Genomic DNA, 26,848 nt, shown 5'->3' with positions numbered 1-26,848 from the left:
TGATTTAGGAGCTACCTATAGTGCTCAACTTGAATCGCTTTTTAGAAATCCACCTTTCTAAAAAGACACAACAAATGATAAGCGCAAAAATAAAAATTATCTGGTGTATCCAATCAACCTCAAAATATTGCATCAGTATAAAGATAGGATAATGCAAAGCATATAGGGCGTAGCTACCGTCACCTACCGGACCAAGAATGGAATTGACAAGTTTCTTTGCCCGCCACTTAAAAGCGGATACCCAACTTAAATCAAGGAATAATAAGAAATACAAAACAGAGGCGATCAACAAGGTTTTAAGGATTTCTAAGAGCGCCGTTGAAGGGACTAGCTGTGATACCGTCAATAAACTTGTACAGACGACAAATACAGTTATCCAAATCAAAAAATTTGCTCTTCTTTGTAGATATTCGCCCGCGATTTGGAAACCTGCCCACCAAACCAAAAAAAATGACAGGAATGCTAGCGGAGGAATAAAAACAAGGTATTTGTTAAAAGCGATGCAAGCCACACTTGTCAATAGCAAGAAGAGATAAACGGCAAGTTTAGGCACCCTGATTTTCAAAAGCAGCATAGAGAACAGTGGAAAAAACAGGTAGAAGAACATTTCAAAAGCCAAAGACCACAAAGGGCCGTTTTGACCGTAAGGGCTAAACCAAAAATCGGTCGCTCCGGCTGGGGTCTGCAAAAAAAGCAGATTTCCGACGAGGTTGCTAAAGCTGTAGCTTTCTTTGAATAAAGCCTGTGCTAAAAAACCAACAAAAGCCGCCAATGCTAATGCCATCAGATAAATTGGCATGATGCGCCTAAACCGTTTGTAGAGATAGCGTTTGATTGCTACGCGGTGTCGCAATAGTTTACCGCGCTGCGATAAACCGATACTGAAGCCGGAAAGCACGAAGAAAAACAAAACGGCTTCCACATTCAAATCAGAAATAAAATGGAGGATTCTCATCGCTTTCGCGGAGAGGCTCTGTTCCAACTTTCCAGAGTTAAAAACCATGAAATGATGGAAAACCACTACCAAGGCTGCCAAACCTCTAAGGCTGTCCAGAAAACGCATCCGGCGGTGGGTAGGCTTTTTTCCGAGCATCAGATAAGCGTTTTGATGACCTTTTTGTAAAACCAAAATTCGCAACCAGCCAATCTCATCATTTTAACAACAAACCATCTTAAAGAGAGCGGCAAAGGAGAACTGATATTGCGGATGGCACGGTAGCTTTTGCGGGCCAAAGCCCATTCGCGCTTCCGCATCAAATAAATTAGCTCATTGAAATAACTGGTCTGTGTTTTCCATCGCCAACTTAAATTTAATCGTGGAAGGTCCTTTTCACTTGCCATTGACAATAAGGTCTGCATAATCGTTATATCTTCCATAATCCTGTGGGCAACGCTGTTAGATTGCTGACTCAACTGCCCTTTGTGAACCCTTAAAAAAATATTGGGATCTTTATTAAAACCGATGTCGTAATGTTGCGCAATTCGGGTCCAATATTCAAAATCGCCACTTACTTTCATCGCGGTATTAAATTCTCCGATTTTTTCAAATGCAAAGCGTGTGATGGCCACATTGGCGATATTGCCCGGCATACAGCCCCAATAAGCAGAGATTTTTGCGTATAGCGATTTGTTGATGATTTCCGGTGTACCATCTTGGGGTGCCGAACTGATCAGAATATCGTTTTCATCTATCAAATCCCTCAGGGAATAGCTCATCCCAGCGCTGGGATGCTCATCGTGAAAAGCAATCGTACTACGCAGACAATGACTTTTCATAATATCGTCTTGTGACCACAGATGAATCAGCGGTGCGGAACTTTCGTGCATCAAACGATTTAGGGTTTTAAATAATCCTTGATTGCTGTCGTTTTGCAAAATTTTAACTTGTGGTACTCCATCACAAACCTTCCGAAGCAGATTTAAACTTTCATCAGTCGAGCAATCATCGCAAATCAAAAACTCGAAATTCCCAATATCCTGTTGTAAAACAGACTGAACGGAAGCCACGAGCAAATATCCGCCATTGTATACGGGCAGAATGACCGATATGGCAGGCTTCATCTCCATAAGGCTTTTAATTGCGCCAGCTGTTTTTGTAAAGACCAATTTTTGATAACCTCCGCCGATTGTTCGCCCATCCTTTTCAACGGCTCTTTATTTAACAGTTTACGGAATTTATCAGTGAAATCGTCCACGTTTTCAGACCTAAAAATAAAACCATTTTCTCCGTTTTCAATCAAATCCACCGCGCAACCTACTTTGTCCGAGACAATAACTGCTTTGCCAGCTGCCATTGCTTCATTTACAGCCAAGCCCCAAGTTTCACCGGGACCTTTGGAGGGTAAACAAAACACATCGCAGGCTTGATAAAGTACCGGCATATAGCTTTGATTCTGAAAATCTAAGAAATGTATTTGATTCGCTATGCTGAGCGCAGTCGAAGCATCAGCTTTCAGCCCCTGCTCCAGTTCCCCATTGCCAACGAATAAAAAATGGACATCCGTTCTGCCCAAACCTTTTGCAAAATTCAGTAATAGAAAAGGATTTTTTTTCTCCTCCAACTTCCCGGCAAATAAAACCAAAATTTCTGATGCGCTAATACCTAATCGCTCCCGCAATTGGGATGCTTCTTTTTGCCTATCTTCCGCGAAGCGTTCGTTATCGATACTGTGCGGCACAAAATGCAATTTAATGGCTGGCACACCGAATTTCTCAAAATAACGACGATTGTTTGTGCCAACATATAAAGCCTTGTCAATATGACTATACACCCAAGTAAGATAAAGCCTTTTCAAATACTTTCTCCAGCCCAAATCTGCATCCAACAAAGTCGAATCGCCTCGGAACCAGATCGGAATTTTACCCCTGAAATAGCGCATCAGTTTCAGATGACCTTGATAAGCATAGCCGTAAATCAAAATTGCATCTGGCGCGAAATCCTGCACTTCCGCAATTAAGTTTGGTGTTACAATCCCTTTAAAATGATGTGAACCCGGCTCTTTTGAAGTGTTTTTCGTAAAATGATAATTATATCCGTTTAAAAGGGGAATGTCCCATTCGATATGTTTGCCGAAATCCGGATCAAATTTGTCGTGTAAAACCGACTCGCCCCAGGTATAAAACACCTTCAAATTTACATCAGCTTCTTTTGCCAAAAGCTGGAATAGCGGCGCATAATATTGAATCGGGTGGGTGCTGACAATGGCTAAGTTCAAAACGCCAAAATTAAATATACTGATTCCAAAGCTTGAATGCCTTTGCGGTTTTTAACCGGTCATTAACAAAAGGTAAATCTCTGATGTAAAGAGTGTCATATTCTGTAAAAATAGGCAATAAATGTAAAGTCCGACTGTAGGGCTCGTATTTATAAGGTTTAAAGCCTAAAGCGGTTAATCCGGCATGAATATCTTGCTCATTAAACCCATAACGATTACCGCTTCCATTTAGCTCAATGGCTATAGCTTTTAAATTTTCCTTCTTTAACATTTCTGATGCGCCGTCCAAAACAGCGGTTTCAAACCCTTCTACATCAATCTTTAAAAACCTAGGTGATGCCTCAGCAAAATCATCCAATTTTTTCACTTCAACCTTTTTAAAAGGAATGTCAGCATTAGCGGCTACCACACGATTGCTTGTGCCCTCATATTCCGTAAAATTTAGGAAGCCAGTTTTCGCTCCTAATGCAAAATTATAAGCTTTTACGCGTAATTCTATCTGGTTTAAGGCAATGTTCTTTTTTAAAACATCGTAACTAATCTGTGAAGGTTCAAACGCTAAAGTCTCACATCCTACCACACCGGAGGCAAGTAAAGTATAAGAACCCACATTTGCGCCAATATCATAAAAGGCATCTTCTGGGCGAAGAAAATGGAGCAAAAAGCCCATATCCTCAAACTCATGCAAGCCGCAATAAATATTTCCGGTAATCCCTGTTAACCCTTTTTTTGCCCAAAATCTTACGTCGCCGACAAATGGCTTTACTATGAACTTTTTATTAAAAACGCTTTGGAACTGCCACTTAAAAAATTTAGTGTAAGCCCTAAACAAATGCCGATTGGCAAATGGATGCTGATGTATAAAAGTAAATGTCCTTTTAAGTGCTTCTAACATCATTTAGCGTTTTAATTCAATCTGATCTAAAGCTTCCGCAAGTATTTTAGTCACACTTTTAGCCGAATATTTATCAAATTCATCCATATTTACATCCTTTGCATTAAATGTGCTCATAAACTGTAAATGTGTGCGCCATGTCTCCGGAAAATTATCATGAATTTTTTGAATATCTCTTTCACCATTAAAAGACAATACCGTCCCGGCTTTTGTTTCTTGAATAACCGCACAGGCCGAACTTTCCTGGTGTAAAACTGCGAATACTGGTTTACCGCTCAACACCGATTGGTAAACTTTAGAGGGCGTATAATGCGCTTCCGTACTGCCTAAAATAAAGGTGCCATCAGCAGCATTCAAATGTGTAATTACCGCCAAGTAAGGAATGCGTTTAGGGTACTCGAAGAAAACCTTGTTCCAAAGGCCGTATTCTTGGGCCAATGTTTTGATATTAAATCCCTGTGGATCATTGGGCGAAGTACCCGAACCGATAAAATGGATGCGGCAATATTGCATCAAATCGGGATTTGCTTTGATCGCTTTCATTATTTCTTCCAAGGGTTTAAAAGCCTTAGGCAACATGGCTCCGGCATATACGAAATCTAAAACGCCCTCCTTTTTTACAAACAGAAAGGGCTGGATATTTAGCTTCTTTACCCAGTCATGGTCGCGTTGCTCACCACCATAAGGCATGGCTACGGTAATGGCTTTGCGTCGTAGATGCGGGTTTCTTTTCAGTACATCCTCATAATAACCGGGCGCTACGCCTGTAATTAAACTGGCATTTTTTACCGCATAAGGCTCCAGCCATTCGGCAAGCTTTCGCGCAATCCAAGCTTTGCTAAAACGCCTATCGGAGCCTGGCCAAACATGAACCCATGGGTCTATATAATCAATCCCGTAGGGAATGCCTGTTTTTTGGTGGATGAGCGGTCCTAGTAAAGCGGCAAAATTACTGGGAATGGGAATATAAAGAAAAGCTGGATTTTCCGCCTCGACAATTTTCAGTATCCGTTTGAACAGTGGCAAAAAACCTCGGACACCGATATCGCCAACGGTTTTGACCGGTTTCGTGGGCAAAGCATTCACTTTCTCCACCCGTAGGTTCTCGGGCAAAAGCTTTTCCAAATCCCTATCCAAAGCCTCCTCATAAAATCTCTCGTGCACGGTCACCACAATCGGCTCCCAGCCAAAAGCGGGCAAATGTTGCGCAAACAACCTGCTTCTATGCACCCCTGCTAAATTGGAGGGCGGAAAATGGGGCGCTACGATAATGATTTTTCTTGGAGACATTTAGCCACAATGTTAATCAATTTTACCTGCTCTTTTTCCCAGTTATAGGTTCTTTTCGCCAATTCATGGTTAAAAGAACGCATAGCTTCTACTTTTTCGGGTTCAGCAATTAATTGAAGAAGTATGGAGCCCAGTTGTTCGGGTTGAGCTAAGGACAAAATAGCTACCCCGTCTTTCTTATCCTCAAAAAATGCGTTTTGCGCCCTCGTATCCGTGGCAATTATGCCTAAACCAGCCTGTAAATAAACAAAAATTTTATTGTTAAGGCATAGTTCCCTATTTAATGGCTTGCCTATTTCTAAGCTTAAACCAACATCAAAAGTTTTTGCCAAATTTAAAAGCTCATGCTCGGGCAAAGCCTCGTGGAAACAAACCATCCCTTTGGCCAATTGGTATTTGCTGATTAGCTTCTCAAAATAAAGGGCTTCCGCGCTTCGCAGATTTCCCAAAAGATGCAACTCTACTTCGCCCGAGCTTTTACCCTGCAGTGCTTCCAAAACCCATTCGAGCCCCCTGCCTTTTCCGATATTTTGGGAAAACCAAAAAAGCTTTAAGGCTTCGCTTTGTTTTTTGGTTCGGAAAGTCTCATCGTTTTTTGGGAAAACATTGAGAATGGACACAATGTCTTTCCGACCCAAATCATGCTGATAAGCTTCAGCAATTAAGGGGCTGGCCACGGTTAGATAAACTGCTTTGCGCAGATATTGCTGCTGCACCTCATTTACCCAAGCCAATATTTCGGCACTTAAATCCTCACCGCTATGGAAATCCTCCGCATCAAAAGCGAAAAGGCTTTGATGCGCTTCGGCAGCTTTAGCCGCAACGGCAATGCTGGCCGCGCTATGAGCGATATACAAATCTGCCTCAACGGCAATCGCTTGCTTTAATTGCCAATGAAAATGTCGGTTTAGCAATACAGGATAAAAGCTTCGGAAAGCAAAAGCCCGATTAATTGCTTTTAATAAACCATACAAATATCCCTCGTATCCCATACCTCTGCTGTTCTGCCCCCAATATTTGGTATGGATATACCATTCGGGATGGCTATTGATGATTATTTCATCTGATTTTTTTAGAAAAGCTTGATAAGAGGTTGCAACAATATGCACTTCGTAACCCGCCCTATACAAAGCATCCGCTTCTTTGAGCAATCTCGGACAATTGCATAAATGCCCGGGTGTAATTAGACAAATCCTTTTTTTAGCGCCCATTTCCTATCCTCGCTTTCACTTCTTCAATAAGCCTTTCCCTATAGGCCGACCAAGGATAGGCTTTTGCCTTTTCCTGCGCTCTTTGACCCATTATTTTGCACTTTTTCCGATTAGCCACACACCAAGTCAAGGCTTCCGTTAAAGCGTTTTTGTCATCTGGCGCAATGCATATCCCATCTACATAATTGTCTATCAAATCGGGACCAGCGGAAGATGTTGTTGTTAATACGGGGACACCCATTGCCATGCTTTCAGAGATGACCATCCCAAAGCCATCGGCCAAAGTAGGCAATACCAGCACATCGCTTTGCGCGATTTTTTCCTGCGCTTGCTCGTAGGGCAAATTGGGTATCCATTTTACGTTTTCGGGAAGTTCAGCTGTTAAATTTTCTGGTAACTGACTACTGCCCATCAAAGTTAAGCAGGCGGGTAAATCTGCCGGTAACTGTCGCCAGGCCTGCAATAGAATATGTACACCCTTTCTCAAGCTTAAATTTCCGGCATAAATAAAGTTAACGATTTCGGAATCTTTGTTCGGGATGGGTCTAACAGTTGGATAACCGTAAGGGATGACGATCAATTTTTTGGGACTAATTCCTGCGCTTAATAAGGTTTTTTTGGTAAATGAGGAATTACAGATGATGTAATCCGCTAATTCCAACTCCTCATCTCTTCGTCGATTCCGCCTTTCTGCCTTCTCATCATTCAGTAAAGCAATGGCCTCATTTTTTAGGTTTGGATATTTAAGAAGCTGTTCTTCCACAATTTTGGTAAAAAAAGCGTGGTGCTGACTAGGCTGTTCGTAAAAAGAAACTATGCCCATTTTTTTTGCTTGTTGCAAAGAAGCTAAACAAGCATGTTCGTAACCATGAAAAAACAGGTGCTTGGGATGTAAGTTTTTAGCCACTCGTTTGTCAAAACCAGTTTCTGACCATTCCCAAATTTCGTCGGCTAAATTGGCTCCGCCGAACCTGTTAGCCAATATCCGCAAGATTTCCATCAAGGCATTACTTCTTAAAAGCTGTGGATCCAATGGTGGAAAAGCTCGGCGAAATAAAAAAGAACGAATCCCATCCGGAAGAAAGCTAATCCTTTTCATCCAACCTTGCGTTAGACAAAAAGTGGTAAAAAATCTGCCGAGCATCTCCGCCTCTTGATAGGCTAAAACGCTTTCCTTAATATAAGGTGCCAGATTGGGGTTGCTGACTATTCCTTTCTTTTGCCCCGACATGCTGCAATGGTATTATTATAAACCGATAGATACTGATCTACAATGATCTCCGAAGAGAAGTGCTTAGCCACATGATTACGCACCACTGCCCTGTCAATTTCGTGGATTTTCTGAATACCATCGACTAATCCTTCCATATCTTTTGCTAAATAACCGTTGTGTCCGTGCAACACCACTTCCTTTACTGCACCTTTCGGAAAGCCGACCACGGGCGTGCCGCAGGCCATGGCTTCAATCATCACAATCCCGAAAGGCTCGTCCCACAAAATCGGCATCAATAAAGCACAGGCATTTCCCAATAGATCATTCTTCTGCTCATCGTTAATGGCCCCAACATATTTGATGTTTTCATTAAGCTGCGGTAAAATCTCATCATCAAAATATTTTTGGCCGGCCTTGGAAATATTTCCCGCGATAACGAGTTTTCTATTGCTTTGTTTAGCCAATGCAATCGCCAAATGCGCTCCCTTAATTTTTTCTAGCCTTCCTAAAAAAATCAATGGTGCATCATCTGCTACGCTCTGCCGGAACTGGTATTTTTCCAATTCGATTCCATTGTAAACAGTGGAAACCGAAGCCACGCCCTTTAACTGATTAGCGATATAGTTACTGCATCCGGTGAAAGACAAGCTCTCTACTTTTGCCAGCAGCTGCGCTTTTTTAACTTGGGAAAGCGTAGGCTCTCTTTGGTAGCTCATCACTTTGGCCACATTTCTGTTTAACAAGGGACTTAGGTAAGCCAGCCTACTAAAGCTATGCACCACGTCATAACGGTCCATCTGATAGTGCGACCATAATTTATGGCTGTTTTGGATAGTATCAAACAATGACGGACTTCTTTTGCCACGCCAAGGAACTAGTTTAGCTGATGTTTCTGATTTGGGATGCGCAAATAAGGTGACTTGGTGGCCTCTTTTACACAGTTCCTCCACCAACAGGTAAACGATTCGCTCAATACCGCCGTAAAGTGTTGGTGGCACGGGAATTTCCGGATCCACCGTGATGGCTATGTTTAAGATGCTGTTATTCTTTTCATCAGTAAAAAGCCGCTCGAAGTAATGTAACAGATGAACAGATTCTGCCTCCCAGCACAGTTCGCTTTGGCCCAATTGGTAGGCCGCCGCTTGCTGCTGATGCAAGCTATCGCGCTGGTGATGGAGGTTTGTCAATATACTCGCAATTTCTTGTGGACTTTTACGGTGGTACAAATTACCTACGCCTGGAAATTGTTTTAGAAAAGCAACCTGTGCCGCGGTATCAGACGCCAGCACGCTCAATCCTGCCTGCACATAAGCGAAAATTTTATTGGTCAGGCAGAAGTCGCGGTTAGGCGTATGGCCCATTTCGGACGCAATGCCCACATCATAGGTGCTTAAAGCATTGTTCAGCTCGTTGTTGCCCAGCAAACCCAGAAAATTGATCTGATGGCTTTCACGGAGCTGTTGCGTAATTTCCGTTCGGTAGCTCTCCTCGTATTCGCCGTACAAGGACAGGCTGACTTTAAAATCGAGTAGATTGAGCGCCTCCACAATTTCCTTTAATCCCCTATCCGGGCCAATCATCTGCGAAAACCAGACGAGCTTTAAAGGCATTTTCTGATTGAATGTCTCCCGATGACGGAATTGTTCTTTCGGAAAAACGTTATTGATTACGCTGGCTTTCTTTTCTGGGTACTTACGGTGATAAGCTTCAGCAATCAGCGGACTGGCCGCAGTTAAATGATTTGTTTGTAGATAATATTTATCTTCAATAGCTTCCAGAAGGCTTTTTTTGGGATCCTCGGCCTCGTACTCGCCACTGTGAAAATCCTCAATATCAAAGCTGGATGGAATTTTTTTCTGCTTAGCCAATTGAACCGCCACGCCCCAGCTTCCCGGATTATGTCCGTGGATTACATCGGCATCAATGCCCCTACATTTTCTTTTTAGATAGCTAAAGCCGGGAAAAAAGAGTTGCTCTACCCACACCATTTTTCCGCTTAATTTCCAGAGAAGCATTAAAAGCTTCTGCAAAGAGGTATAAAAAAAACGGCAGGGGTAGTACTTCTTTAACCAATTGAGTCTGCGGAAATCCACGTTTGGATAGCGGGCAATAATCTCCTGATCGAAGATCTGATACTGCGGAAGTAGCGCAAAAAAAACGACGATTAGTCTGTATTGCTGGTGCAGGGCATCAATCTCCTTCACCAAGCGCGGATTTTTGGCGAGGTGCGTAGTGGTAATGAGGAGGATGGTTTTTTTTTGATCCATTTAGCAAGCTGGAGTTTTTAGTTGAATTTTCTGAATCCAACCAGTCCTTTAATCCAAATCGTGTTTTTCCAACCTATAAAATTATTTAAAATTTTGGTAAAGCCTCCTGCGGGAAAGCGATAATCGCTCCCGCCTAACATTTTCGCTTCTTTGAAAGCATTCTCACTGATCTCTCTATCATAAGGATATGCCTTAAATCCCAAAATTTTGAACTGAGTAGCACAAGCTTTTTTTGCCTGGGTATCTTCGCGAAATTTCAACAGATGAGCTACCGCCATTTTCAACGTTTTAAAATAATACAAAAAGCTTTCTTTGCTTTTATTGCCCGAGAGGCTTGCATCGTTGCCTGAGCGGTACATCAAGATAGCCTGCCCGCAAAAAACGATCTCAGAATTCACCATTAGGCGCGTAAAAAATTCCAAATCATCACAAGGCCCTCGTGATAATTCCTCGTGCCATAAGCCATTTTCAGCTATGAGCTGGCGCGGGATTAAGAAAATCCCCGGCTGTGTCATGTTCGGCCCGCTTTGCCAAGATTCCACAATCCAGTCCACGCCCTTGCAGTTTTTGTATATCGATTCATTCTCCAATACAAAGGTCGCCGGGCTATTGTCAAAAAACCTTCCCCATCTACCTGAAATCATAGCGTGGGGGAAATGTGCTGCTTGTAGCAATTGCGCCTGCAAATGTCCCGAACCTAGCAAATCATCGGCATCCAAAAATTTGATGTACTTTCCTTTCGCATTCTTAAAGGCCAAATTCCTCGCTGCTCCCGCCCCGGCATTTTTTTGTCGCAGATAGCTAATATTTAAATCGGGAAAGGCAGAAATAACACCGCCGTAATCCCAATTATCGCCGTCGTTTACGATGATAACTTCGAGCTGATCGCAAGATTGTTCGGCAATGCTTTGCAAAGTATCTTTCAGAAAAATACTTTTATAAAGAGGGATGCAAATGGAAAGTAATACTTCGTTCATTTAACGACTGGCAAAATGTTTTAAACGTTTGGTCCATTTCCAGCCGATAAAAAAGTTCAATAATTTGGTGAATCCTCCACATTCAAACTTTCGCCTGGATCCGCCCAACGCTTCTGAAAGTTGCAATAGCGTCAAACTCTCCTCTCTTAAGACTGGATAACACTCGAAATGCCATACCTTATATAAATCGGCGCAAATCCTCCTTGTTCGCTCGGAGTTTTCATAGTTCAGTAAGTGCTCGCAACCTCTACGTGTAGAATGATAACCCGAATATAAAGCTTTCTTACTTTTTTGCTTCGACAAGGAATCGTTCATTCCCGATCGATAATATAATATTGCATTCTCGGCAAACTTTATCTTCTCAGCACACAATAGCACTCTTATAAAAAATTCAAAGTCATTTATCAGTGAAAGACTTTCGTCCCACAGACCAGAGTTTTGCAAAACAGGCCTTGGAATGAGCCATAAAGCGCACTGCATCATGTTTGGCCCTTCAGCTAATGATTCCACTAACCAATCTATAGGTTTCATGTCTCGCCAAACCGATTCAGGGTTTAGCTTAAAGGTTTTAATATCATTATGATAAAATCGTCCCCATTTGGCAGATGCAATAAAATTATCGTTATCCGAAATCAGTTCAACCTGTGCTTGAATGAATCCGGGTGAAATTAAATCATCGGCATCCATGAATTTTATAAACCTGCCCGACGACTTAGAAAAAGCGAAGTTAGCTGCAGCACATTGCCCCCGATTCTCTGTAATGAAAGTTTTGATCCGCTTGTCTTTAAATCGCGTTGTGTGCGCGGCCGTTTCGTCCGTAGAGCCGTCGTTTACAATAATTAATTCAAAGTTTTGGTAGGATTGCGCAAGAACCGAATTAATCGCATCATCAATATACAAAGCCGCGTTATAAGCAGGCATACAGATAGACACTAAAGGATTAGCCATTTCGGATTGCAAAAATATCTTGTCCATCCTTATAAACGGTGTAATTGTATTTTCTTAGATGTTTAACTGCTCGTTTATAAAGTTCAAAATCTACATACTTAGACTCGTACACAACAATTTCGGGAGTCAGCCTGTTCAAATTCAAATTGTTTACGATAACATGATCGTACCCTTCCAGATCCATCGCAATGATATCAACCTGCTGTAAACCATTGTCTTTCATGATATCTTCTACCGTCTTACACTCAATCTGAATCTCCTTTATAAGCTTTAATTGCTCCTCCTTATTAAAATGGAAACCGCTTTCGCTCAATTGTTGTTCTATATAACCATTGTCGATGTGTGCCAAAATATTGCTTTTGCTAAAAGATGTAAGACCGTCTGCCCAAGTTTGGTTAGGAACATCGAGATAAAACATCGTTTTAACACCCTTTTTATCAGAAACAGCGTAATTTGCAAAATTTAAGTGGTGATTTCGATTCTCATAATTAGCTAGCAGCCTTTTAAAAACATTTGGTTGGGGCTCCACCAATATTCCATGCCAATTGTATTTCTTAATTAAGTCAAAGTAGGGGTCGTTGTTAACCCCGTCATTTGCGCCAAGTTGTAATATAGAGATTCCAGGTTTACGTTTACTGAGGTCATCTAACGTTTCCGTTAAATTCCCGTCTTTAGGCAGCCAAAATCTATTCTCAAAATTTTTTATACTCGAAAAAAAACATCTAAAAAAATGTTTCATATGATGTTGTGCTTACGTTTTAGTTTCTCAAAAAGTGAATTGTTCGGGTAATCTCCATCTTTGTCCCAGTTATTTTGACGCCACACTTCATTCCAAAAATGAACCGTGTATGAATCGTTACCCATGACCTTACCTTGCATGGTTTTAGGCTTAAAATAAGGACGTAAGGCTTCTTTAAACGCTTGTTTATAAGTGGCTTTTCCTAATATATAGTGCCCTACATCACGCCAAGAGATTGGATTAAAATATGTAAATGGCGCAAACGCTTTTTCCAGTTGCATTTCGCGAGCAACACCCTGCAATAAATGAACTCCAGTGTGCCCAAATTCAATGTTATCCACGTCGGCAACATTAGCCCTGTCGTACAAACGCTGAAAAAGTGGGTCGCCCGCTAAACCTCTCATCACGCAATTATTGGCACAAATGCCCCATTCACCCTCATAAGATGTTGCAATCAACAATGAGTGTTGGATATCCGCTAGGGATTTTAAACATATGATGTCTGTATCAAACCACCAACCTCCTTTCTCAAGCAACAACTTAAACCGAAACAAATCGGCAAATGCCGCGAAAGAACCTTTTCCCCAACCTGTTTTAACCTGAAAAACTTTGTGCTGAGGTATGACTTCATCCGCCTCGCACAACACGGTTCCTTTTGGCACGTTCTCGATAGCGTCATAAACATAGAGATGGTACTCGTGACCGTGGTCTAAAAAAGATTTGATGGATAATTGCTCCACCTTAGAAAGACGATTGCCCACCCAAAGGGATTGAACGAGGGGTTTACTCATAATTTCTTTATAAAGAAAACTTATTTGCCAAAAATAAGTTTAAGGCGATTTTCTATTCTTCTTACCAAACTTCGTTTACTTAACACCGGAAGAGGTTTGCCACCTAATACTGCTTCTAGCTCTCCATATTTTGCTCCATTAAAATGCACCGCTATGGGAACAATCCCATCTTTTTGAAATTTTCCGGAGATTACTTGATACTCATCCCTTGTCAGTTCTCCTAAATGTAAACAATATTCATAATCTAGTTCTTTGACAGGAAAATGAAAATAACTTTTTAGAACATTTATTAGCGGTTGATCGCTATAAAAATTAATAAACCTATTTGAAGCTAATAAAAGACAAAGCAGGTTAAATCGATGAAATTCGTTTAGTACGCCACCGTACATTCCGGAACAGTAGTTATTTGCATTTAAGATCTTCTCCAAATAATTTTCTTGGCGAGACAATTTTGAAAAGTCCGAGAACCTCATCCAATTATTTAGATGGTAATCATCTTTAATCTTAAACCATTCCTTTACAATCACTATCGAACCGGTAGCTTTAATCTTATCGAAGAGTGGAATAATAGATTTTTGTACAAAAACATCGCTATCAAAGTAAACTGCTTCCGATGCTTTTCCAAGATATTTTTTGCTGATTAAAGTGTTATAAATAAATTTATATGGATAACGTTGCGTAGGTGATAATATACTTTTGATGATATCTTCGTCTATCTCATTTTCTTCTATAAGCGGGTGCAAAGGATAAATTGTTACATCATATTTCCTGAAAAAAGCAAGGTGCTCATTGGTAAAAGTTGCTTGCTTGTTTAACACTCCTGGTTTATCCCACGTCCCTGTGATTTCGTTGTCACATATTGCTATATAACCCTCATAATTACCATTTAGCCGTAAAGAATGTATAAAATTCTTTAACTGATGGAAGTTTTTGCTGTTACCAGAACTTATAATCAGCTGTTTCATATTTCAGATAAACCTTTGAATGTTCCGCAGGCGCCCTTCCATTTTAAATAGTTTGTCTCAGACACCCACGCTTTTAAAAAAATGTATGATTTTAAATTTCGGAGCCAGATAGTGGTTCTCGGAATCTTATGCCATGGGCATATACCATGTAAGGCAAGTACTTTTACCCATGATCTGTTACTGTGAAATAACAATTTTTTAGCGTACTGGAACGTTAGCCGGTATGCAGGAATAAAGTGCGAAAAACATAAATGCGGGCAATATGCCGTCCCCCATCCATTTTTATAAAAGTATAATATAATGTCATTATCTTCCCCTGAAGTCAGTGAATTGCCTTTACGTCCCAAAATGCCATTTTTTTCAGAATCAAACTGTGTGATAAAATCGTCGAAAACTGCTTTTCGATAAGCCATCAGTATTGGACTGTATTTTGGGTAATTATCAAGCTTTGTTGTTACATCGTGCCTTTCAACGATAATTTCTTCTCCGAAATCTCTGCCCGAGATAGAAGAAGGCAACAGGTTTATCCATTCGGGTACTATTTCAGTTTCATATACTGGTTTGCACTTACCTCCTATAATTCCCACGGTATCGTTTTGGTCGAAAAAGTTTATCACGCCCGTCAAATAGTCATTTTGTAGCGGCGTGTCGTCATCGACTGTAACAACATACTTACCTCTCGCAGTTTCATTTCCTTTGATTCTTGAAAAAATCAGACCCGACGTAAGTTCCTGAACAATCTTGGCATTCGGATGCCAGCTTAAATCTACCCAGCTGTCGATTGGGATGTTGCTATTGTTATCTACAATTATCAACTCCCAAGCGCTTTTGTCCAAGGTCTGCTTTTTTAAAGAATCAAAAACCTGCTGAAAAATTGCGGGTTTGGGATTATAGGCACAGATGACTACGGATAGCTTCATCGGGAATCGACTTTATGGATGATTTGTTTGAAAATAGTTGTGCAGGCATCTCCTATAACATTCGCATTGTATCGTTTCAATACGCTATCACGTGCTTGCGCTCCTATCATTGCTAATTCTTCTGGCTTACTTTCCAACAGCTTCAATATAACTCTAGCTACCGCCTGCGACGAGCTAGGTTTAATGAGATAGCCTGTTTTGCCATCTTCAATCATATCCGCCATTCCGCCATTATCCGTTCCAACAACTACACGACCCGCTGCCATGGTCTCCAAACAAACATTCGGAAAGTTTTCCCATAAACTCGGGAAAATACATACACTCGTCGTTTCCAAATATTCGGGGATTTTCTCGTAGCTTTGGAAACCTTGAAAATCTAGATTTTTTCTGAACGTTGACAATTTTGATAGCATATAATCCTGCATGTCCATTCCTGTTTTCGGAGACGGAAGTGCTTTACCGACAAATCTAAAAATTACGTTCGGGTATTTTTTCAATATTTTCGGGATGGCTCTCATCAACCCCAAAACACCCTTTCTTTTTTCAAGTTTGCCAATAAAGGTAACGACAAACGGCTTGGTAGACACTTCGGATGTTTTAAGCAACTGTTGGTTAGGCTTAAACGGGTAAGGTACTACAATGACTTTTGTTTCTAAATTCCACTTCTGACTTACAATTTTAGCTAAACTATGACTGGGACTCACAACCTTCTCTGCCAAAGAGGTCAAGACATACTCAGGGTCATATTCGTTGTTATAAGACCAAAAAAACTTAGGTCGATTCCCTTTCCGTAATGCCCCCAGAACAAAGCGCATTTTAGATAGAAAATTCAAATCGGAATTTAACTTACTGATTAAAAAAGTGGGCGTATGCAGTTTGACCACAAGCGGAATTTCCGGATACTTTAGTTTAACTTCAAGCGCATCCGCGCCATATTCTGGCGATTCCATCGCATCAAAAGGATGAGCCAAATGAACAGCTTCAAAAACTTTTAAAACTTTTTCACGAAAAATCTCTGTATGCTCTGCCGGGATCAGATGTAATTGATAGCCGTCATGCTTAAAGGCTTGATAAGTCACCTTTTCCTCGATTCCCGAAAAAACTTCAACCGAGTGCCCAGCTTCTGCCATAATTTTTGCCATCTGACCGATATAAGTTCCAATACCGCCTCCAGAGATGCCTTTTGGGTGTTCGTATGATAAATAAGCGATGCGCATAATCGAGATAGATAAAAGCCTTAGTCATTGTTACAAGATGGTTGCAACACTTGCCGATTGAGAAATTCGACTTATACGTTTACGATATAAAACTTTACCAACATTGATTAGCGGCTTTTCCAAAAAATAATACAATGGAACTGAAACAATTATCGATATACCTAAAGTACCTAAAAATCGAGTCAAGAAAGAGGAAATTGTATTCATACTTGGGTCAATTATTCTATAATCTATCAAGAGACGAATGATAACAAAGTGGGTAATGTACAAAGTAAAACTAAGCTCTCCGATAAAACCGAGTATTTTTCCAAAAATATTCTTAACGTAAACATTTACGCTAACGTACACTAGCAGTGCGAACATCAGCGAATAAAAATAATAGTCTCTTAATATGAAGCCTATTTGACCTTCAAGAAAAAGTATACCTGCAATTAATATGGCCTGACTGCTCGTCAATGTTAAAGGCTGATTTTTTATTATCACAAAAAACAACAGTATTCCCACAAAAAAAACTGGAAATTGACATAGCGGATTAAGTTCATAATATACCCTGTCTTCAAAAGGATATACCAAAGTTAGGATAGCTAAAGAAATTCTTGAGAAAAGTATGGAGAAAAGAAACCATGTTAGCGCCGATTCGGCAGATCTAATCCATCTAAAAATTAAGGGTGCAAAAAAATAGAAAGTGAATTCGGTAGTGATTGACCAACCGCCAGGTACAACTCCGCTTATAGCACTAGGCTTAAGCCAGTGTAAAAACACTACGTTCAAGAAAAAATCAATATCAAATTTTGTGTTCTGGAAATAGACAAATTTATAAAGGATTATTCCAAAATAATAAAGCGGGGCAATTCTAAAAAAGCGCTTTATCATAAAACCAATAAAATCCACTTGCCCTTGGCTTTTTCTTTCAAGTTCTAAAGAGTAAAAAATAGTAAATGCGCTTATAACAAAAAATAAAGTAACCCCGTGCCCACCAAACCAAATAAAATTATCCAAATATTTTATTCCCAAATCGGGAGAAACGTTATGGTGGCTCGTGTGAGCCAATATGACCAACAATATGGCAATACCCCTCCAGTTTTGGATATAGTTTATTTTTTTTACAAGGAATGGTTTTGCCTCTGTGTTCATGACAAATTTGTCGCTATAAATCAGTAAATTAGTTTATCGATTCCCAACCGATAATCTGTTTTAAAAGTAACGAGACCCGCTCCATAGCAGGCAATGCTTTTACACTTTCTCTAAAAGCAATCTCATTTTTCTTCAGTAAGAGGTTTAACCGCTCCTGAAATTTCGGCTCCGGATATTGTTGCATAGCCTGATTGGCTTTAGCTAAAATGCTTAACCATTCTTTCACTTTCGGTAAGTAGTCGGCAGAAACTACAACGGCTGCATTGAAAATACGGCGATGTATATTCAGCTGCGCAGATGTTGGATTTAGCCCTAGATCTGCCAGTTGTGTTTTAATAATTCTTACCTTTTGCGTCTCTTGCAAAGCGTTATGTTGTTGTGAAACCTGCCCGTCGTAAGCTCGGTATTTAATCAAAAGATCAGGTAAGTTTGCGATCTTATATTTCCTGCTCAAGCGCACCCAATACTCGTAATCCTCTGCTGGCTCGAATTCAGAATTATAAAAGATGCCTGATTGCAAATGCTTGGGGTTTCGCATCATAACGCTTGGATGACAAATCCCGTTTTGGTACAGCAGAGCTATCTTTAAATCTTCACTATCAAAATCGGTGACCCAATTTATATAATAATTAGCATTTCCAATGATCTCTAAGGCTGTGCCACAAACCACCACAGATCGGTTGTTCTGCAAAAACTCAACTTGTTTAGCAAAACGCTCTCGCAAACTAATATCATCCGCATCCATTCGCGCTATAAACTCACCTTCACTTAACACGATACCTTGGTTGAGGCGATAGGTATAACCCTTATTCTCTTTTTCATCGATGAGTTTGATCCTTGCATCGTCAAATCTTTTTATGATTTCTACCGTATCATCCTTCGACCCGTCATTAATGATGATAAACTCAAAGTTTTGATAGCTTTGGTCCAATATACTTGTGATAGCCTCCTCCAAATAGGCGCTAGCATTATAAACCGGCATAATGACTGAAACGAGACTGTTTTCCACTGCTTTCATCATTGAGCCCCTGATTTGGTATTTAGGATTTTGTCAAAAACTCGTGAAAATATTTTTTTATCAATCGAATAGGCTATCAAAAGCGAGCGCCACACGCTTATCTTTAGTAACGATTTAGCACCAAGCTTCCAAGCATCAAATATCTCACTCAACCTGCGTTCTAAATCTGCACTTTTAGTACGAACGGTTTGTTGTGAAAGGAAACTTTTCAATGCGCGATAATACTCAGTAGCTTTTTGAGTTAGCAGAGTTTGATCTGCCCGAGTGCTTGACGGATGATTTCTAAAATAATTTAGGGCTTGGTGGTGATAGTACACTTGCGTTTTCTTAAATATCAATTGCCAAACGTACCAATCGCCAACATACCGCATTTTAACGACCTCTGAGACCGCTACCTGCGGAGGCACTAAATTTCTCTTAAATATTGCACTGCTCGCGTTAGGAATTATGTTATATAAGGAATGATAGTTCTCATTGAGCCATTCTCCGCCTCTTTCAAAATCTGAAATCCAAATGTTTTCACTAAAATGATCTTGCCACCGACTCCATCGTCCTAATTGTCTTCCGTCTTCGTCTGTTTCTAAGCTGTCGCAGTAGGCGAGCCCGGTGGCAGCATTAATATAAGGAATTAATTTTTCGAGAAAATCAACAGACGCATAATCATCGCTTTCCGCAATCCAAATCAGCTCTCCATTAGTAACACCAAAACCTCTATACCATTGTGCAAATGGGCTCCCGCTATTTTGTTCATTAAAAATAACATGGCTCACTTTGGGATGCTCGCGGTATGCTTCAATTATTTCTCTACTGTTATCTGTTGAGCAATCGTCCAAAATAATCACCTCAAAATCCTGAAAACTTTGGTTAAGCACAGAATCAATACGCTGATTTAAGAATCGTGCGTGGTTGTAGTTGGGGATGATTACGGAAACTTTAGGCATAGGGCTTAAAAATTAGTTTCTATAATATCGTAAATCTTTTGTGCTTGATTATGAACATCAAACTTCGAAAAATCATCATATGCACGTTGTCCGAGTATGCTTAGCAACGCTGGATTGTGCGTCAACGACTTAATTACACGAACCGCACTATCCACATCCCCATAAGGAAGTATAAACCCATTTTTTGAGTTAATTACTTCTGGCATTCCGCCGGAATGCTCAAAACACATGATAGGTTTTGAAAGAGCCGCAGCCTCAAGGCATACTAGAGGAAACGGATCCTCTCTTGAGCTAAGAAAAAATAGGTCAAAAATTTGAAGATAGTTTTGAGGATCGGGAACTTTTCCAGTAAAAACAACAGCATTTTCTGGGATTCCCAGACGGTTCAATTCATACGCTAACTTAATTTCAAATTCTGGCAATAGGCTACCCACCCAAACGAACTTGAATGTGTTTGGAGTGTTTTTTACCACTTCCGACGCCACCTGCACAAATAAATCTACGCCCTTTCTCCAACTTGTCAGTCCTGCACCGCCAATTACAATCTCATTGCCGATGCCCAAATAATTTTTTACTTCTGCTCTTGTTTTGTCTGGTTTCTGATTCATGAATGGCACAAACTCATAAATCAAATCAATTTTTGACTCAGGAACGTTATAATTATTTTGCAAGACGTCTTGTGTGCTTTCCGAAACCGCGATAAAACGGGAAACCAGTCTTGTAAACTCTCTTTTTAAAGAATTAGGATAAAAATTTTTTATCGTATACTCGTTTTCATGCACATGAAGTAAAACAGGTGAAGCTAAATGCTTCTGCACCTGAGGTAGCGCATAGGTACTAGCGACAGTATTTGCATAAATTAAATCAAATTTTTTTCCTTTCAATTCCTTCGGAAAACTAACGAACTGTCGCTTCCTGGTTAATTTTGACAAAACCCGTTTATGTAATCTTAAATCTGGCTGATATGGGTTCCAAACATATGTAGTAGTAACAAGCTTTTCAAAATTTTCTTTTAAGTCTCCTCCATCTAATAATAATAAACTTATTTTATAATTGGTGTTGGTTTTCAGCCATTTTATCAGATGTAAAAGAATAAACGGCGCTCCTGTTCTGCTCGCATCGTGTGAGATGAAAAGGATCTTTTTACCTCCCATAGAGTCTCCGAAATATAAATTTAATCACTTGGGACCGATAAAAGTAGCGTTTAACGAAGCTATCCCTAACTTGTTTAAGCGATATTCTCGCTCGTTCTGCGTCAGCAGATTTATTATTTACAGAAAAATAAAAAACACCTCCAATAAAATTGGCTTTCTTTATTTTAAAATCCAAGAACGCCCTTACCAAAAACCAATAGTCCATTGTAAGGTGATTATCCACAGGAAAATGGCCGATATACGTTTGGACTGCTCGCCTATAACAATATGAAACTGGATTAAGCGGGAATTTGCAGGGCCAATAAAACAAAATTTTTGAAAGCGAAACCGTGGGCGTATCAATAGATGACTTCCCATCTTCTTTTACAACTTTCACGTCAGCAACTACCATATCAGCAGAAGGGTTAGCTTTAAATGTTTTTGAGAAATTAGTCAAGGCCTCCGGATGTAATTCGTCATCCGCATTTAAATATAAAATTAATTCGCCAGTACTCATTTCAAAACCCTTATTCATCGCATCCGATTGTCCTTTATCATCTTCAGATACTGACTTCACGTGGGGATATTTTTTTAGCAGTTCCGCAGTGTTGTCAGTGGAGTTACCGTCTACCACTAAATGTTCCCAATTCTGATAGCTTTGTTTTACCACGCTCTGTATCGCCCTTTCAAGGGTTTTCCCCGAGTTAAAAGATGGGGTTATCACTGATATTTTCATTGACCATTCTAAGTGAAATACTCCGTAACTGGAGAAGTTTTCATTATACTATCATATAGCTTTTCAAATTTCCCCAATGCTGTTGCGCTTCGAAATGTCGCGGCTCTGTCAATTACCCACAATTTATTTTTATCTCTGAAATGGTCATCTAAATATAAATTTTTAATCAAACCTTTAAGAGCCTCCACGTTAGTCGCTTCGAAAACATAGTCAGAAGTGCCTATCGTCTCCGGTAACGACGTTGTGTCTGAGCAGATAACTGGTATATTCAACAAAATAGACTCGTATAATGGAAAACTCCCCGCCTCATAAAGTGTGGGAATTACTACGCCTTGGGCATAATTATATAAAGAGTACAGTTCTTGATCACTTACTATTCCTTTGAATGTACATTGGTCGTTTAAATGATGTCTTTCAACAAAGGGTTTCAACACTTCCTCGTAGTGTTCTGTAAGATGCCCAGTAAATACGATATTAACGGTCGTACCCTCCTCTTTCAGCGACATTAAGGCTTCCAGTAGTGTGATGTGATTTTTATGATGCCAAGTGGCCGCTGGATATAACAGATATTTCTGTGGCACCGCCAAGTCTCGGATGTTTATTAAATTCTGTTCAGAAAAATCGTCTATCCAAAGCCTTGTCATGTCCAATAAAACAACCTCGATATTTGATGCTGGCACATCGAAAAATTTGACTAAATCATTTTTAATGTGTTGATAGCTCACTACAACTCTGTTGGATTGCTCTATCGCTTCCTTGTACGCTACCGCACGTCTTGCGCGTTCCTCTGACGTGAAAAACTCCGGAAAATGCAACTCCTGAACATCGTGCATGGTTGTGATAAATGGAGTCGAACCTGTATTCAGGTATGCTTGAAAAGGACAATGAACAAGAGCAATACGATTGTTATTTATTATTTGTTCAATTGGCGTGCGAGCTGGCCTGAACATATTCGGTAAAGATCTTTTACCTCTTCTTACAACTCTATTCACCCAATCGTTTGGTAACTCAAGACAGCGATCGTTTAACGAGTGAAAGTTTTCCTGAGTAGCTATGAGCGTATTAAGCTGATCATCTGATTCATTGTTCAATATGAAAAATTGATGTTTCTTACTCCCTTTCAAAACATTCAATAAGCCCATGGTGTATTGATAAATCCCCCCATTCTTCTTGCTTATTGATGGAATATAAACTAATATATTCATACCTGAAAAAAATCCGTCAGTTTCGCTATCTCACCGTTATTGTACCTAGCTTCCGGCAATGGAGGATAGAGCATAGCTCTTACAAACCGCTTCTTTTTAGCTATATTCCAATCATCCGCAATTATCCCTTGATGTGGACAGCCCCTTTTAAAATATTTGCTTTCATCTGCGTCGGGTTGCGCATAACCAGGATCACCTGCAAGAACTTGTTTGACGACCTCGTTGAAATACTTCATAGACTCAAACATCACTCTATTGTAAAGGGTTACCTGAGTATCGAAATCTTCAATTAGCATTTCTTTTTGTAAAATAATATTGCCAGTATCAACCCCTTTATTAATATAATGAAAAGTAAAGCCACATCTCTTCTCACCATTAATCATGGCCCAAGTTAAACTGCTACATCCTCTATAATCCGGCAACAACGATGGATGAAGATTAAATATTTTACCGCTCGCATATGCTATTATCGGCTCCGCTATAATGTAGCGATAATAAATGCTAGCGATAAACAAAGGCTTAAACGGAATATTCTCTAAAGATATTTTTTCGAAGCTGTAAGCTACATTATTTTCTTCACAATATACGGCAAGGTTGTTTACATAGTTTGGAGATGGAGAAGTATAGACAAATACCTCATAATTGTTTTCTAGCAGTAGCCTTAACGCCTTACAACCTGTCCAATTAAATCCGCATAATATGACTTTTTGTTTAGTTACCATAGCTATTTAAGATCTGGCAAATTTCTACAATTTGTTCGTCTAACAAAGCGGGGTAACTAGGCAAGTTTATGCCCCGCCATCCTAAATCTTCGGCCACTATATGTCTTTGGAATCGCTGACTATACATTGGCATAGTGTGCACCGGGTAAAAAAGTGGTCTAGTTTCAATTTTGTTCATTTTAAGATGTGCTCTAAGTCCTTCTCTATCCTCGGCATTTTTCACCAAAATAGAAAACATCCAGTATGTATGAAAGCGATCCGTTTGTCTTTCTTGATATTCATATTTAGAAAGATCTATATTTTTAATATAAGTGTCTGCAACTCTTTGCTTTTCCTCAACAAAATAAGATAAGTTTTCCAGTTGCGCCAGACCAATTGCTGCAGCAATATTCGTCATCCTAAAATTGTAGCCTACCACGTCATGCCAATATTCGCGGTGTTTTGCTAAGCCCTGACCTTTAAAATGCTTACACCGTTCGAATAATGTTTCATCGTTTGTCACTACCATACCACCTTCGCCTGTAGTTATCGTTTTATTTCCAAAAAAACTAAATGTGGAGATATCACCGAATGTGCCTACAGCTTTTCCTAAAAACTTGGTTCCTATTGCCTCTGCGCAATCCTCTATTACAAACAAACCATGCTTTTTTGCCAATTGCATAACTTCCGCCATATTAGTCGCTTGGCCGTAAAGATGAACAACCAAAATTGCTTTAGTGTTTTTGGTTATCTTTCCCTCGATTAACGCCGGATCCATCTGCCATGTGCTTTTTTCCGAATCACAAAAAACAGGCGTTGCTCCTACATAACTGATTGAATTAACCGAAGCAATGTATGTCAAAGTAGGCGTTATTACTTCATCACCAGGACCAATCCCTAGTGCAAGCATAGCCAAATGCAAAGCGACCGTGCCATTACAAACACTAGTTGCGTGTTTAATTTTAAGAGAAGCCGCAAAAGCCTCTTCAAACCTTCCGATGTATTCGCCTTTTGATGAAATCCAATTACTTTGGAGGCAGTCCAGAACATATTCTTGCTCCTTACCTATTAAGGCGGGTTGATAAACTGGATATTTATACATTATATTTTTTCAATCAGGTTGGTTTCAACATTAAATACCTCAAGACCTTTTAAGATTTGTATGCGTTGCCGACCCCGCAAATATGTCAAATTCCCATTCTCATCACGCGATTCTCTAAACTTTGAACTAACAAATGCTTCTTCTACCGTTTTTTGTGGAAAGATATTGCTAAAATCGTCTCTAACGAAGTAAGCGTTATTTCCTGCACTGTTGCACCCAATAAGTTTATAACCTTTTTTCTTCCCCAATATCGCTAACGCTGCTAAAGATGCTCCCGCATACAGTGTGGAATAATGTGCTTTAACGCGAACAAAATCTGCACGATAAGGGACTGTTATCGCCCTCTTTTCACCAAACACGCTATTATATTCCATTATAACCAAAACGGGGTTAATATTTATACATTCCCATATCCAATAGTCCATGCCGTCAATATCTATATGCAAAATGCCGACATCTTCATGTTTAAAACGACTTTCTATCAAACTATTAATATTATCGCGAGTTATAAACGAAGCTATCGCAGTAATATCATACTTCCAATATTCGGGCTTTTTTTTAATGAAATTTATATTACCCTGCGAACCATCAATAATTAAACCCGACCAATTATTGTTTTCAAGTAAAAAACGCGTATTGCTCTCCTGGTAGTTTTCTACACCAAACTCGATAAACGTTGTAGGAATATTTGGAATCTTCTTGATAAGAAATTGGATAATCCCATCATCACCGAACTGTGAAAAAACTTTAAATTCAATGTCGTGAATGTTGGTTTTGCCCGTATCAATCATTTTAGTCAAGATGGTTCCATTGAGAAGCTTAAGCTCGTCAATATTGATAGATACTTCTGGCTTTATTCGATTCGACAAAAAGTCCAATATTCTTTTTATCATATTTTTGATTTATTTCTTATTTAAAGAAGTATAAAAATTGCCGATGTACCCCATCATCATTCATTACTTCACTTAAACTACACATAGAATAAGAGGGTTGAAAGTACCTTTTTATAGAATCTATATTATAATCCTCCGGAATAGCTTGTTCCCAAGCCTTCACATACTTATCATCAGGAAACACAAATTCAACAATTACTCCTTTATCGCTGTATAGGATACACGTTTCGCAAAACAACTTAACGGAAAAACGCTGTGTTATACAAATGTGGTGAATCAATCCTAATGCAAGAGCAAAATCAGATTTAAATCTTTGAATAGAATTTGGACCCACATTTCCAATTCCGAAAGAAGGAGTTGGATAACAAAAATCTATATGTGCGTACGATATATTTTTTCCTTGTGATTGTGCAAAAGCTTTATTCAAGCACCCTTCTTCGTAATCAACTGCAACTACATTGTATCCTAGATGATCAGCCATAAATGAATAATAGCCCTGATTGCATGCCAAATCAATTAAAGTTCCTCTACTAGGTTGTGCGCTTAAAATATCGTATACAAAACGCTGTTTAACAGTTCTTGGAGTAAAAATATCAAAGGAATGATCCTGATTGTAATTATCCCAATAGCCCCCAAATTCTACTGGAGGATGCCTTAATAACCATGCTTCGAGTTCATTTACAAATAATATAGGTTTATTTAGATTTTTAGCACATTTTCTCAACTCCCTAAAAATCCAGTTTTTTAGAAATTTATTGTCCGCTAACTTTAGCCCCAATCCCACCTTGTGTTCTCGACGATATTCTTTAGCAAGCGCGTATGTTTGGCGTTTTGAAGCTAAATAAATCGGAATCGCAAAATACTTATAAAACTCCTCGAACCATTCATATGAGATAGAGGAAGATTTGGTTATTGAGGTAAAGTCGAAGAAAAAAAATCTACCCCCATAATTTGTTATATTAAAAGAGTGCCCATCTTTCAAAACATATCCATTTCTAGTTAAAATCTTAAGAATATGTATAATAGTTAAGGCTCCCTCATAAAACATTTTATTTGTGTACTCCGCAGGATGTAAGAATGCTCGTAGCATCTTGTGTTCTAAAATCAAATGACCCCTAAGGTCGATTAAATCTAGTTCGGCTATTTTTGTGTCGATAAGACCACTTTCTACTAAAGAAGGAAAAAAGTCGGCGCTAATTAGCTGTTTTATTTCATCTTGAACATTAGCTCGCGCTATCGACCGATATACTTTGTCCTGATAATAAAATACTTTACCAACATCTGCAACACATTGAGCTTCAAATACCACTTCTGATTTATCCATTTTCATCAAATAT

General features: G+C 39.6%; 25 protein-coding genes. All 25 read right to left on the bottom strand.

Features of this window, described 5'->3' with window-relative positions:
• Positions 1 to 4: 4 nt before the first annotated feature.
• From BCY91_RS16985 to BCY91_RS16865, 25 genes are read right to left on the bottom strand one after another with little or no spacing between them, the layout of a single operon-like run.
• Positions 5 to 1,129 carry an acyltransferase family protein gene (locus tag BCY91_RS16985; protein WP_147387962.1) on the bottom strand — a complete coding sequence of 375 codons (1,125 nt, stop codon included), beginning with the start codon at positions 1,127 to 1,129 and terminating at the stop codon, positions 5 to 7.
• Entirely contained in the window at positions 1,093 to 2,061 is a 969-nt protein-coding gene (locus BCY91_RS16980; protein WP_182995421.1) for a glycosyltransferase family 2 protein, read from the bottom strand. The genes BCY91_RS16985 and BCY91_RS16980 overlap by 37 nt, the downstream gene beginning before the upstream one ends.
• Positions 2,058 to 3,215: a glycosyltransferase family 4 protein gene (locus BCY91_RS16975; RefSeq protein WP_245989236.1), complete on the bottom strand. Its 1,158-nt coding sequence runs from the start codon at positions 3,213 to 3,215 to the stop codon at positions 2,058 to 2,060. The genes BCY91_RS16980 and BCY91_RS16975 overlap by 4 nt, the downstream gene beginning before the upstream one ends.
• 10 nt (positions 3,216 to 3,225) lie before the next feature.
• Entirely contained in the window at positions 3,226 to 4,113 is an 888-nt protein-coding gene (locus BCY91_RS16970) for an FkbM family methyltransferase (protein WP_120183243.1), read from the bottom strand.
• Positions 4,114 to 5,400 carry a glycosyltransferase family protein gene (locus BCY91_RS16965; protein WP_120183242.1) on the bottom strand — a complete coding sequence of 429 codons (1,287 nt, stop codon included), beginning with the start codon at positions 5,398 to 5,400 and terminating at the stop codon, positions 4,114 to 4,116.
• The gene (locus BCY91_RS16960; RefSeq protein WP_120183241.1) at positions 5,373 to 6,551 is read right to left on the bottom strand and encodes a glycosyltransferase family protein; all 1,179 of its coding nucleotides are present in this window, start codon (positions 6,549 to 6,551) and stop codon (positions 5,373 to 5,375) included. The genes BCY91_RS16965 and BCY91_RS16960 overlap by 28 nt, the downstream gene beginning before the upstream one ends.
• Before the next feature lie 49 nt (positions 6,552 to 6,600).
• On the bottom strand, positions 6,601 to 7,842 hold the full coding sequence (locus BCY91_RS16955; protein ID WP_120183240.1) for a glycosyltransferase family 4 protein: 1,242 nt from the start codon (positions 7,840 to 7,842) through the stop codon (positions 6,601 to 6,603).
• Entirely contained in the window at positions 7,818 to 10,091 is a 2,274-nt protein-coding gene (locus tag BCY91_RS16950; protein ID WP_120183239.1) for a glycosyltransferase, read from the bottom strand. The genes BCY91_RS16955 and BCY91_RS16950 overlap by 25 nt, the downstream gene beginning before the upstream one ends.
• A gap of 17 nt (positions 10,092 to 10,108) precedes the next feature.
• Positions 10,109 to 11,068 (bottom strand): glycosyltransferase family 2 protein, encoded by a 960-nt coding sequence (locus BCY91_RS16945; protein WP_120183238.1) that lies wholly within the window; start codon positions 11,066 to 11,068, stop codon positions 10,109 to 10,111.
• Entirely contained in the window at positions 11,069 to 12,043 is a 975-nt protein-coding gene (locus tag BCY91_RS16940) for a glycosyltransferase family 2 protein (protein ID WP_120183237.1), read from the bottom strand.
• Positions 12,009 to 12,755: an FkbM family methyltransferase gene (locus BCY91_RS16935; protein WP_120183236.1), complete on the bottom strand. Its 747-nt coding sequence runs from the start codon at positions 12,753 to 12,755 to the stop codon at positions 12,009 to 12,011. The genes BCY91_RS16940 and BCY91_RS16935 overlap by 35 nt, the downstream gene beginning before the upstream one ends.
• The gene (locus tag BCY91_RS16930) at positions 12,752 to 13,546 is read right to left on the bottom strand and encodes a glycosyltransferase (protein ID WP_120183235.1); all 795 of its coding nucleotides are present in this window, start codon (positions 13,544 to 13,546) and stop codon (positions 12,752 to 12,754) included. Before BCY91_RS16930 ends, BCY91_RS16935 begins: the two co-directional genes overlap by 4 nt.
• Positions 13,547 to 13,566: 20 nt before the next feature.
• The gene (locus tag BCY91_RS16925; protein ID WP_120183234.1) at positions 13,567 to 14,511 is read right to left on the bottom strand and encodes a glycosyltransferase; all 945 of its coding nucleotides are present in this window, start codon (positions 14,509 to 14,511) and stop codon (positions 13,567 to 13,569) included.
• Complete coding sequence (locus BCY91_RS16920) at positions 14,508 to 15,431, bottom strand: glycosyltransferase (protein ID WP_120183233.1); 924 nt, start codon at positions 15,429 to 15,431, stop codon at positions 14,508 to 14,510. The genes BCY91_RS16925 and BCY91_RS16920 overlap by 4 nt, the downstream gene beginning before the upstream one ends.
• Positions 15,428 to 16,648, bottom strand: a complete 1,221-nt coding sequence (locus BCY91_RS16915; protein WP_120183232.1) for a glycosyltransferase family 4 protein — start codon at positions 16,646 to 16,648, stop codon at positions 15,428 to 15,430. Before BCY91_RS16915 ends, BCY91_RS16920 begins: the two co-directional genes overlap by 4 nt.
• A gap of 30 nt (positions 16,649 to 16,678) precedes the next feature.
• Positions 16,679 to 17,782: an acyltransferase family protein gene (locus tag BCY91_RS16910; protein WP_120183231.1), complete on the bottom strand. Its 1,104-nt coding sequence runs from the start codon at positions 17,780 to 17,782 to the stop codon at positions 16,679 to 16,681.
• 28 nt (positions 17,783 to 17,810) lie between these two features.
• Positions 17,811 to 18,803, bottom strand: a complete 993-nt coding sequence (locus BCY91_RS16905) for a glycosyltransferase family 2 protein (RefSeq protein ID WP_120183230.1) — start codon at positions 18,801 to 18,803, stop codon at positions 17,811 to 17,813.
• Positions 18,800 to 19,741, bottom strand: a complete 942-nt coding sequence (locus tag BCY91_RS16900) for a glycosyltransferase family 2 protein (protein ID WP_120183229.1) — start codon at positions 19,739 to 19,741, stop codon at positions 18,800 to 18,802. The genes BCY91_RS16905 and BCY91_RS16900 overlap by 4 nt, the downstream gene beginning before the upstream one ends.
• Positions 19,742 to 19,746: 5 nt before the next feature.
• Positions 19,747 to 20,895 carry a glycosyltransferase family 4 protein gene (locus tag BCY91_RS16895; RefSeq protein ID WP_120183228.1) on the bottom strand — a complete coding sequence of 383 codons (1,149 nt, stop codon included), beginning with the start codon at positions 20,893 to 20,895 and terminating at the stop codon, positions 19,747 to 19,749.
• Positions 20,885 to 21,610 (bottom strand): glycosyltransferase family 2 protein, encoded by a 726-nt coding sequence (locus tag BCY91_RS16890; protein ID WP_120183227.1) that lies wholly within the window; start codon positions 21,608 to 21,610, stop codon positions 20,885 to 20,887. The genes BCY91_RS16895 and BCY91_RS16890 overlap by 11 nt, the downstream gene beginning before the upstream one ends.
• An 8-nt stretch (positions 21,611 to 21,618) precedes the next feature.
• Positions 21,619 to 22,815, bottom strand: a complete 1,197-nt coding sequence (locus BCY91_RS16885) for a glycosyltransferase family 4 protein (protein ID WP_120183226.1) — start codon at positions 22,813 to 22,815, stop codon at positions 21,619 to 21,621.
• Complete coding sequence (locus BCY91_RS16880; RefSeq protein WP_120183225.1) at positions 22,812 to 23,537, bottom strand: formyltransferase family protein; 726 nt, start codon at positions 23,535 to 23,537, stop codon at positions 22,812 to 22,814. The genes BCY91_RS16885 and BCY91_RS16880 overlap by 4 nt, the downstream gene beginning before the upstream one ends.
• A complete protein-coding gene (locus tag BCY91_RS16875; protein ID WP_120183224.1) occupies positions 23,527 to 24,618 on the bottom strand; it encodes a DegT/DnrJ/EryC1/StrS family aminotransferase in 1,092 nt (363 codons plus the stop codon). The genes BCY91_RS16880 and BCY91_RS16875 overlap by 11 nt, the downstream gene beginning before the upstream one ends.
• On the bottom strand, positions 24,618 to 25,511 hold the full coding sequence (locus tag BCY91_RS16870) for a hypothetical protein (protein ID WP_120183223.1): 894 nt from the start codon (positions 25,509 to 25,511) through the stop codon (positions 24,618 to 24,620). The genes BCY91_RS16875 and BCY91_RS16870 overlap by 1 nt, the downstream gene beginning before the upstream one ends.
• Before the next feature lie 16 nt (positions 25,512 to 25,527).
• The gene (locus BCY91_RS16865; RefSeq protein WP_147387961.1) at positions 25,528 to 26,835 is read right to left on the bottom strand and encodes a class I SAM-dependent methyltransferase; all 1,308 of its coding nucleotides are present in this window, start codon (positions 26,833 to 26,835) and stop codon (positions 25,528 to 25,530) included.
• Positions 26,836 to 26,848: the final 13 nt, after the last annotated feature.

Origin of the sequence: Pelobium manganitolerans (assembly GCF_003609575.1) — a bacterium.
GTDB lineage: Bacteria > Bacteroidota > Bacteroidia > Sphingobacteriales > Sphingobacteriaceae > Pseudopedobacter > Pseudopedobacter manganitolerans.
Note: the sequence above shows the minus strand (reverse complement) of the source record. Positions and strands in the feature narration are given on the sequence as shown.

What these genes read in the sequence shown, in the direction of transcription:
- BCY91_RS16980 (WP_182995421.1), bottom strand. Translation starts at nt 2,061, where the DNA reads ATGAAGCCTGCCATATCGGTCATTCTGCCCGTATACAATGGCGGATAT.
- BCY91_RS16970 (WP_120183243.1), bottom strand. Translation starts at nt 4,113, where the DNA reads ATGATGTTAGAAGCACTTAAAAGGACATTTACTTTTATACATCAGCAT.
- BCY91_RS16965 (WP_120183242.1), bottom strand. Translation starts at nt 5,400, where the DNA reads ATGTCTCCAAGAAAAATCATTATCGTAGCGCCCCATTTTCCGCCCTCC.
- BCY91_RS16955 (WP_120183240.1), bottom strand. Translation starts at nt 7,842, where the DNA reads ATGTCGGGGCAAAAGAAAGGAATAGTCAGCAACCCCAATCTGGCACCT.
- BCY91_RS16950 (WP_120183239.1), bottom strand. Translation starts at nt 10,091, where the DNA reads ATGGATCAAAAAAAAACCATCCTCCTCATTACCACTACGCACCTCGCC.
- BCY91_RS16945 (WP_120183238.1), bottom strand. Translation starts at nt 11,068, where the DNA reads ATGAACGAAGTATTACTTTCCATTTGCATCCCTCTTTATAAAAGTATT.
- BCY91_RS16940 (WP_120183237.1), bottom strand. Translation starts at nt 12,043, where the DNA reads ATGGACAAGATATTTTTGCAATCCGAAATGGCTAATCCTTTAGTGTCT.
- BCY91_RS16935 (WP_120183236.1), bottom strand. Translation starts at nt 12,755, where the DNA reads ATGAAACATTTTTTTAGATGTTTTTTTTCGAGTATAAAAAATTTTGAG.
- BCY91_RS16930 (WP_120183235.1), bottom strand. Translation starts at nt 13,546, where the DNA reads ATGAGTAAACCCCTCGTTCAATCCCTTTGGGTGGGCAATCGTCTTTCT.
- BCY91_RS16925 (WP_120183234.1), bottom strand. Translation starts at nt 14,511, where the DNA reads ATGAAACAGCTGATTATAAGTTCTGGTAACAGCAAAAACTTCCATCAG.
- BCY91_RS16920 (WP_120183233.1), bottom strand. Translation starts at nt 15,431, where the DNA reads ATGAAGCTATCCGTAGTCATCTGTGCCTATAATCCCAAACCCGCAATT.
- BCY91_RS16915 (WP_120183232.1), bottom strand. Translation starts at nt 16,648, where the DNA reads ATGCGCATCGCTTATTTATCATACGAACACCCAAAAGGCATCTCTGGA.
- BCY91_RS16910 (WP_120183231.1), bottom strand. Translation starts at nt 17,782, where the DNA reads ATGAACACAGAGGCAAAACCATTCCTTGTAAAAAAAATAAACTATATC.
- BCY91_RS16905 (WP_120183230.1), bottom strand. Translation starts at nt 18,803, where the DNA reads ATGATGAAAGCAGTGGAAAACAGTCTCGTTTCAGTCATTATGCCGGTT.
- BCY91_RS16900 (WP_120183229.1), bottom strand. Translation starts at nt 19,741, where the DNA reads ATGCCTAAAGTTTCCGTAATCATCCCCAACTACAACCACGCACGATTC.
- BCY91_RS16895 (WP_120183228.1), bottom strand. Translation starts at nt 20,895, where the DNA reads ATGGGAGGTAAAAAGATCCTTTTCATCTCACACGATGCGAGCAGAACA.
- BCY91_RS16890 (WP_120183227.1), bottom strand. Translation starts at nt 21,610, where the DNA reads ATGAAAATATCAGTGATAACCCCATCTTTTAACTCGGGGAAAACCCTT.
- BCY91_RS16885 (WP_120183226.1), bottom strand. Translation starts at nt 22,815, where the DNA reads ATGAATATATTAGTTTATATTCCATCAATAAGCAAGAAGAATGGGGGG.
- BCY91_RS16880 (WP_120183225.1), bottom strand. Translation starts at nt 23,537, where the DNA reads ATGGTAACTAAACAAAAAGTCATATTATGCGGATTTAATTGGACAGGT.
- BCY91_RS16875 (WP_120183224.1), bottom strand. Translation starts at nt 24,618, where the DNA reads ATGTATAAATATCCAGTTTATCAACCCGCCTTAATAGGTAAGGAGCAA.
- BCY91_RS16870 (WP_120183223.1), bottom strand. Translation starts at nt 25,511, where the DNA reads ATGATAAAAAGAATATTGGACTTTTTGTCGAATCGAATAAAGCCAGAA.
- BCY91_RS16865 (WP_147387961.1), bottom strand. Translation starts at nt 26,835, where the DNA reads ATGGATAAATCAGAAGTGGTATTTGAAGCTCAATGTGTTGCAGATGTT.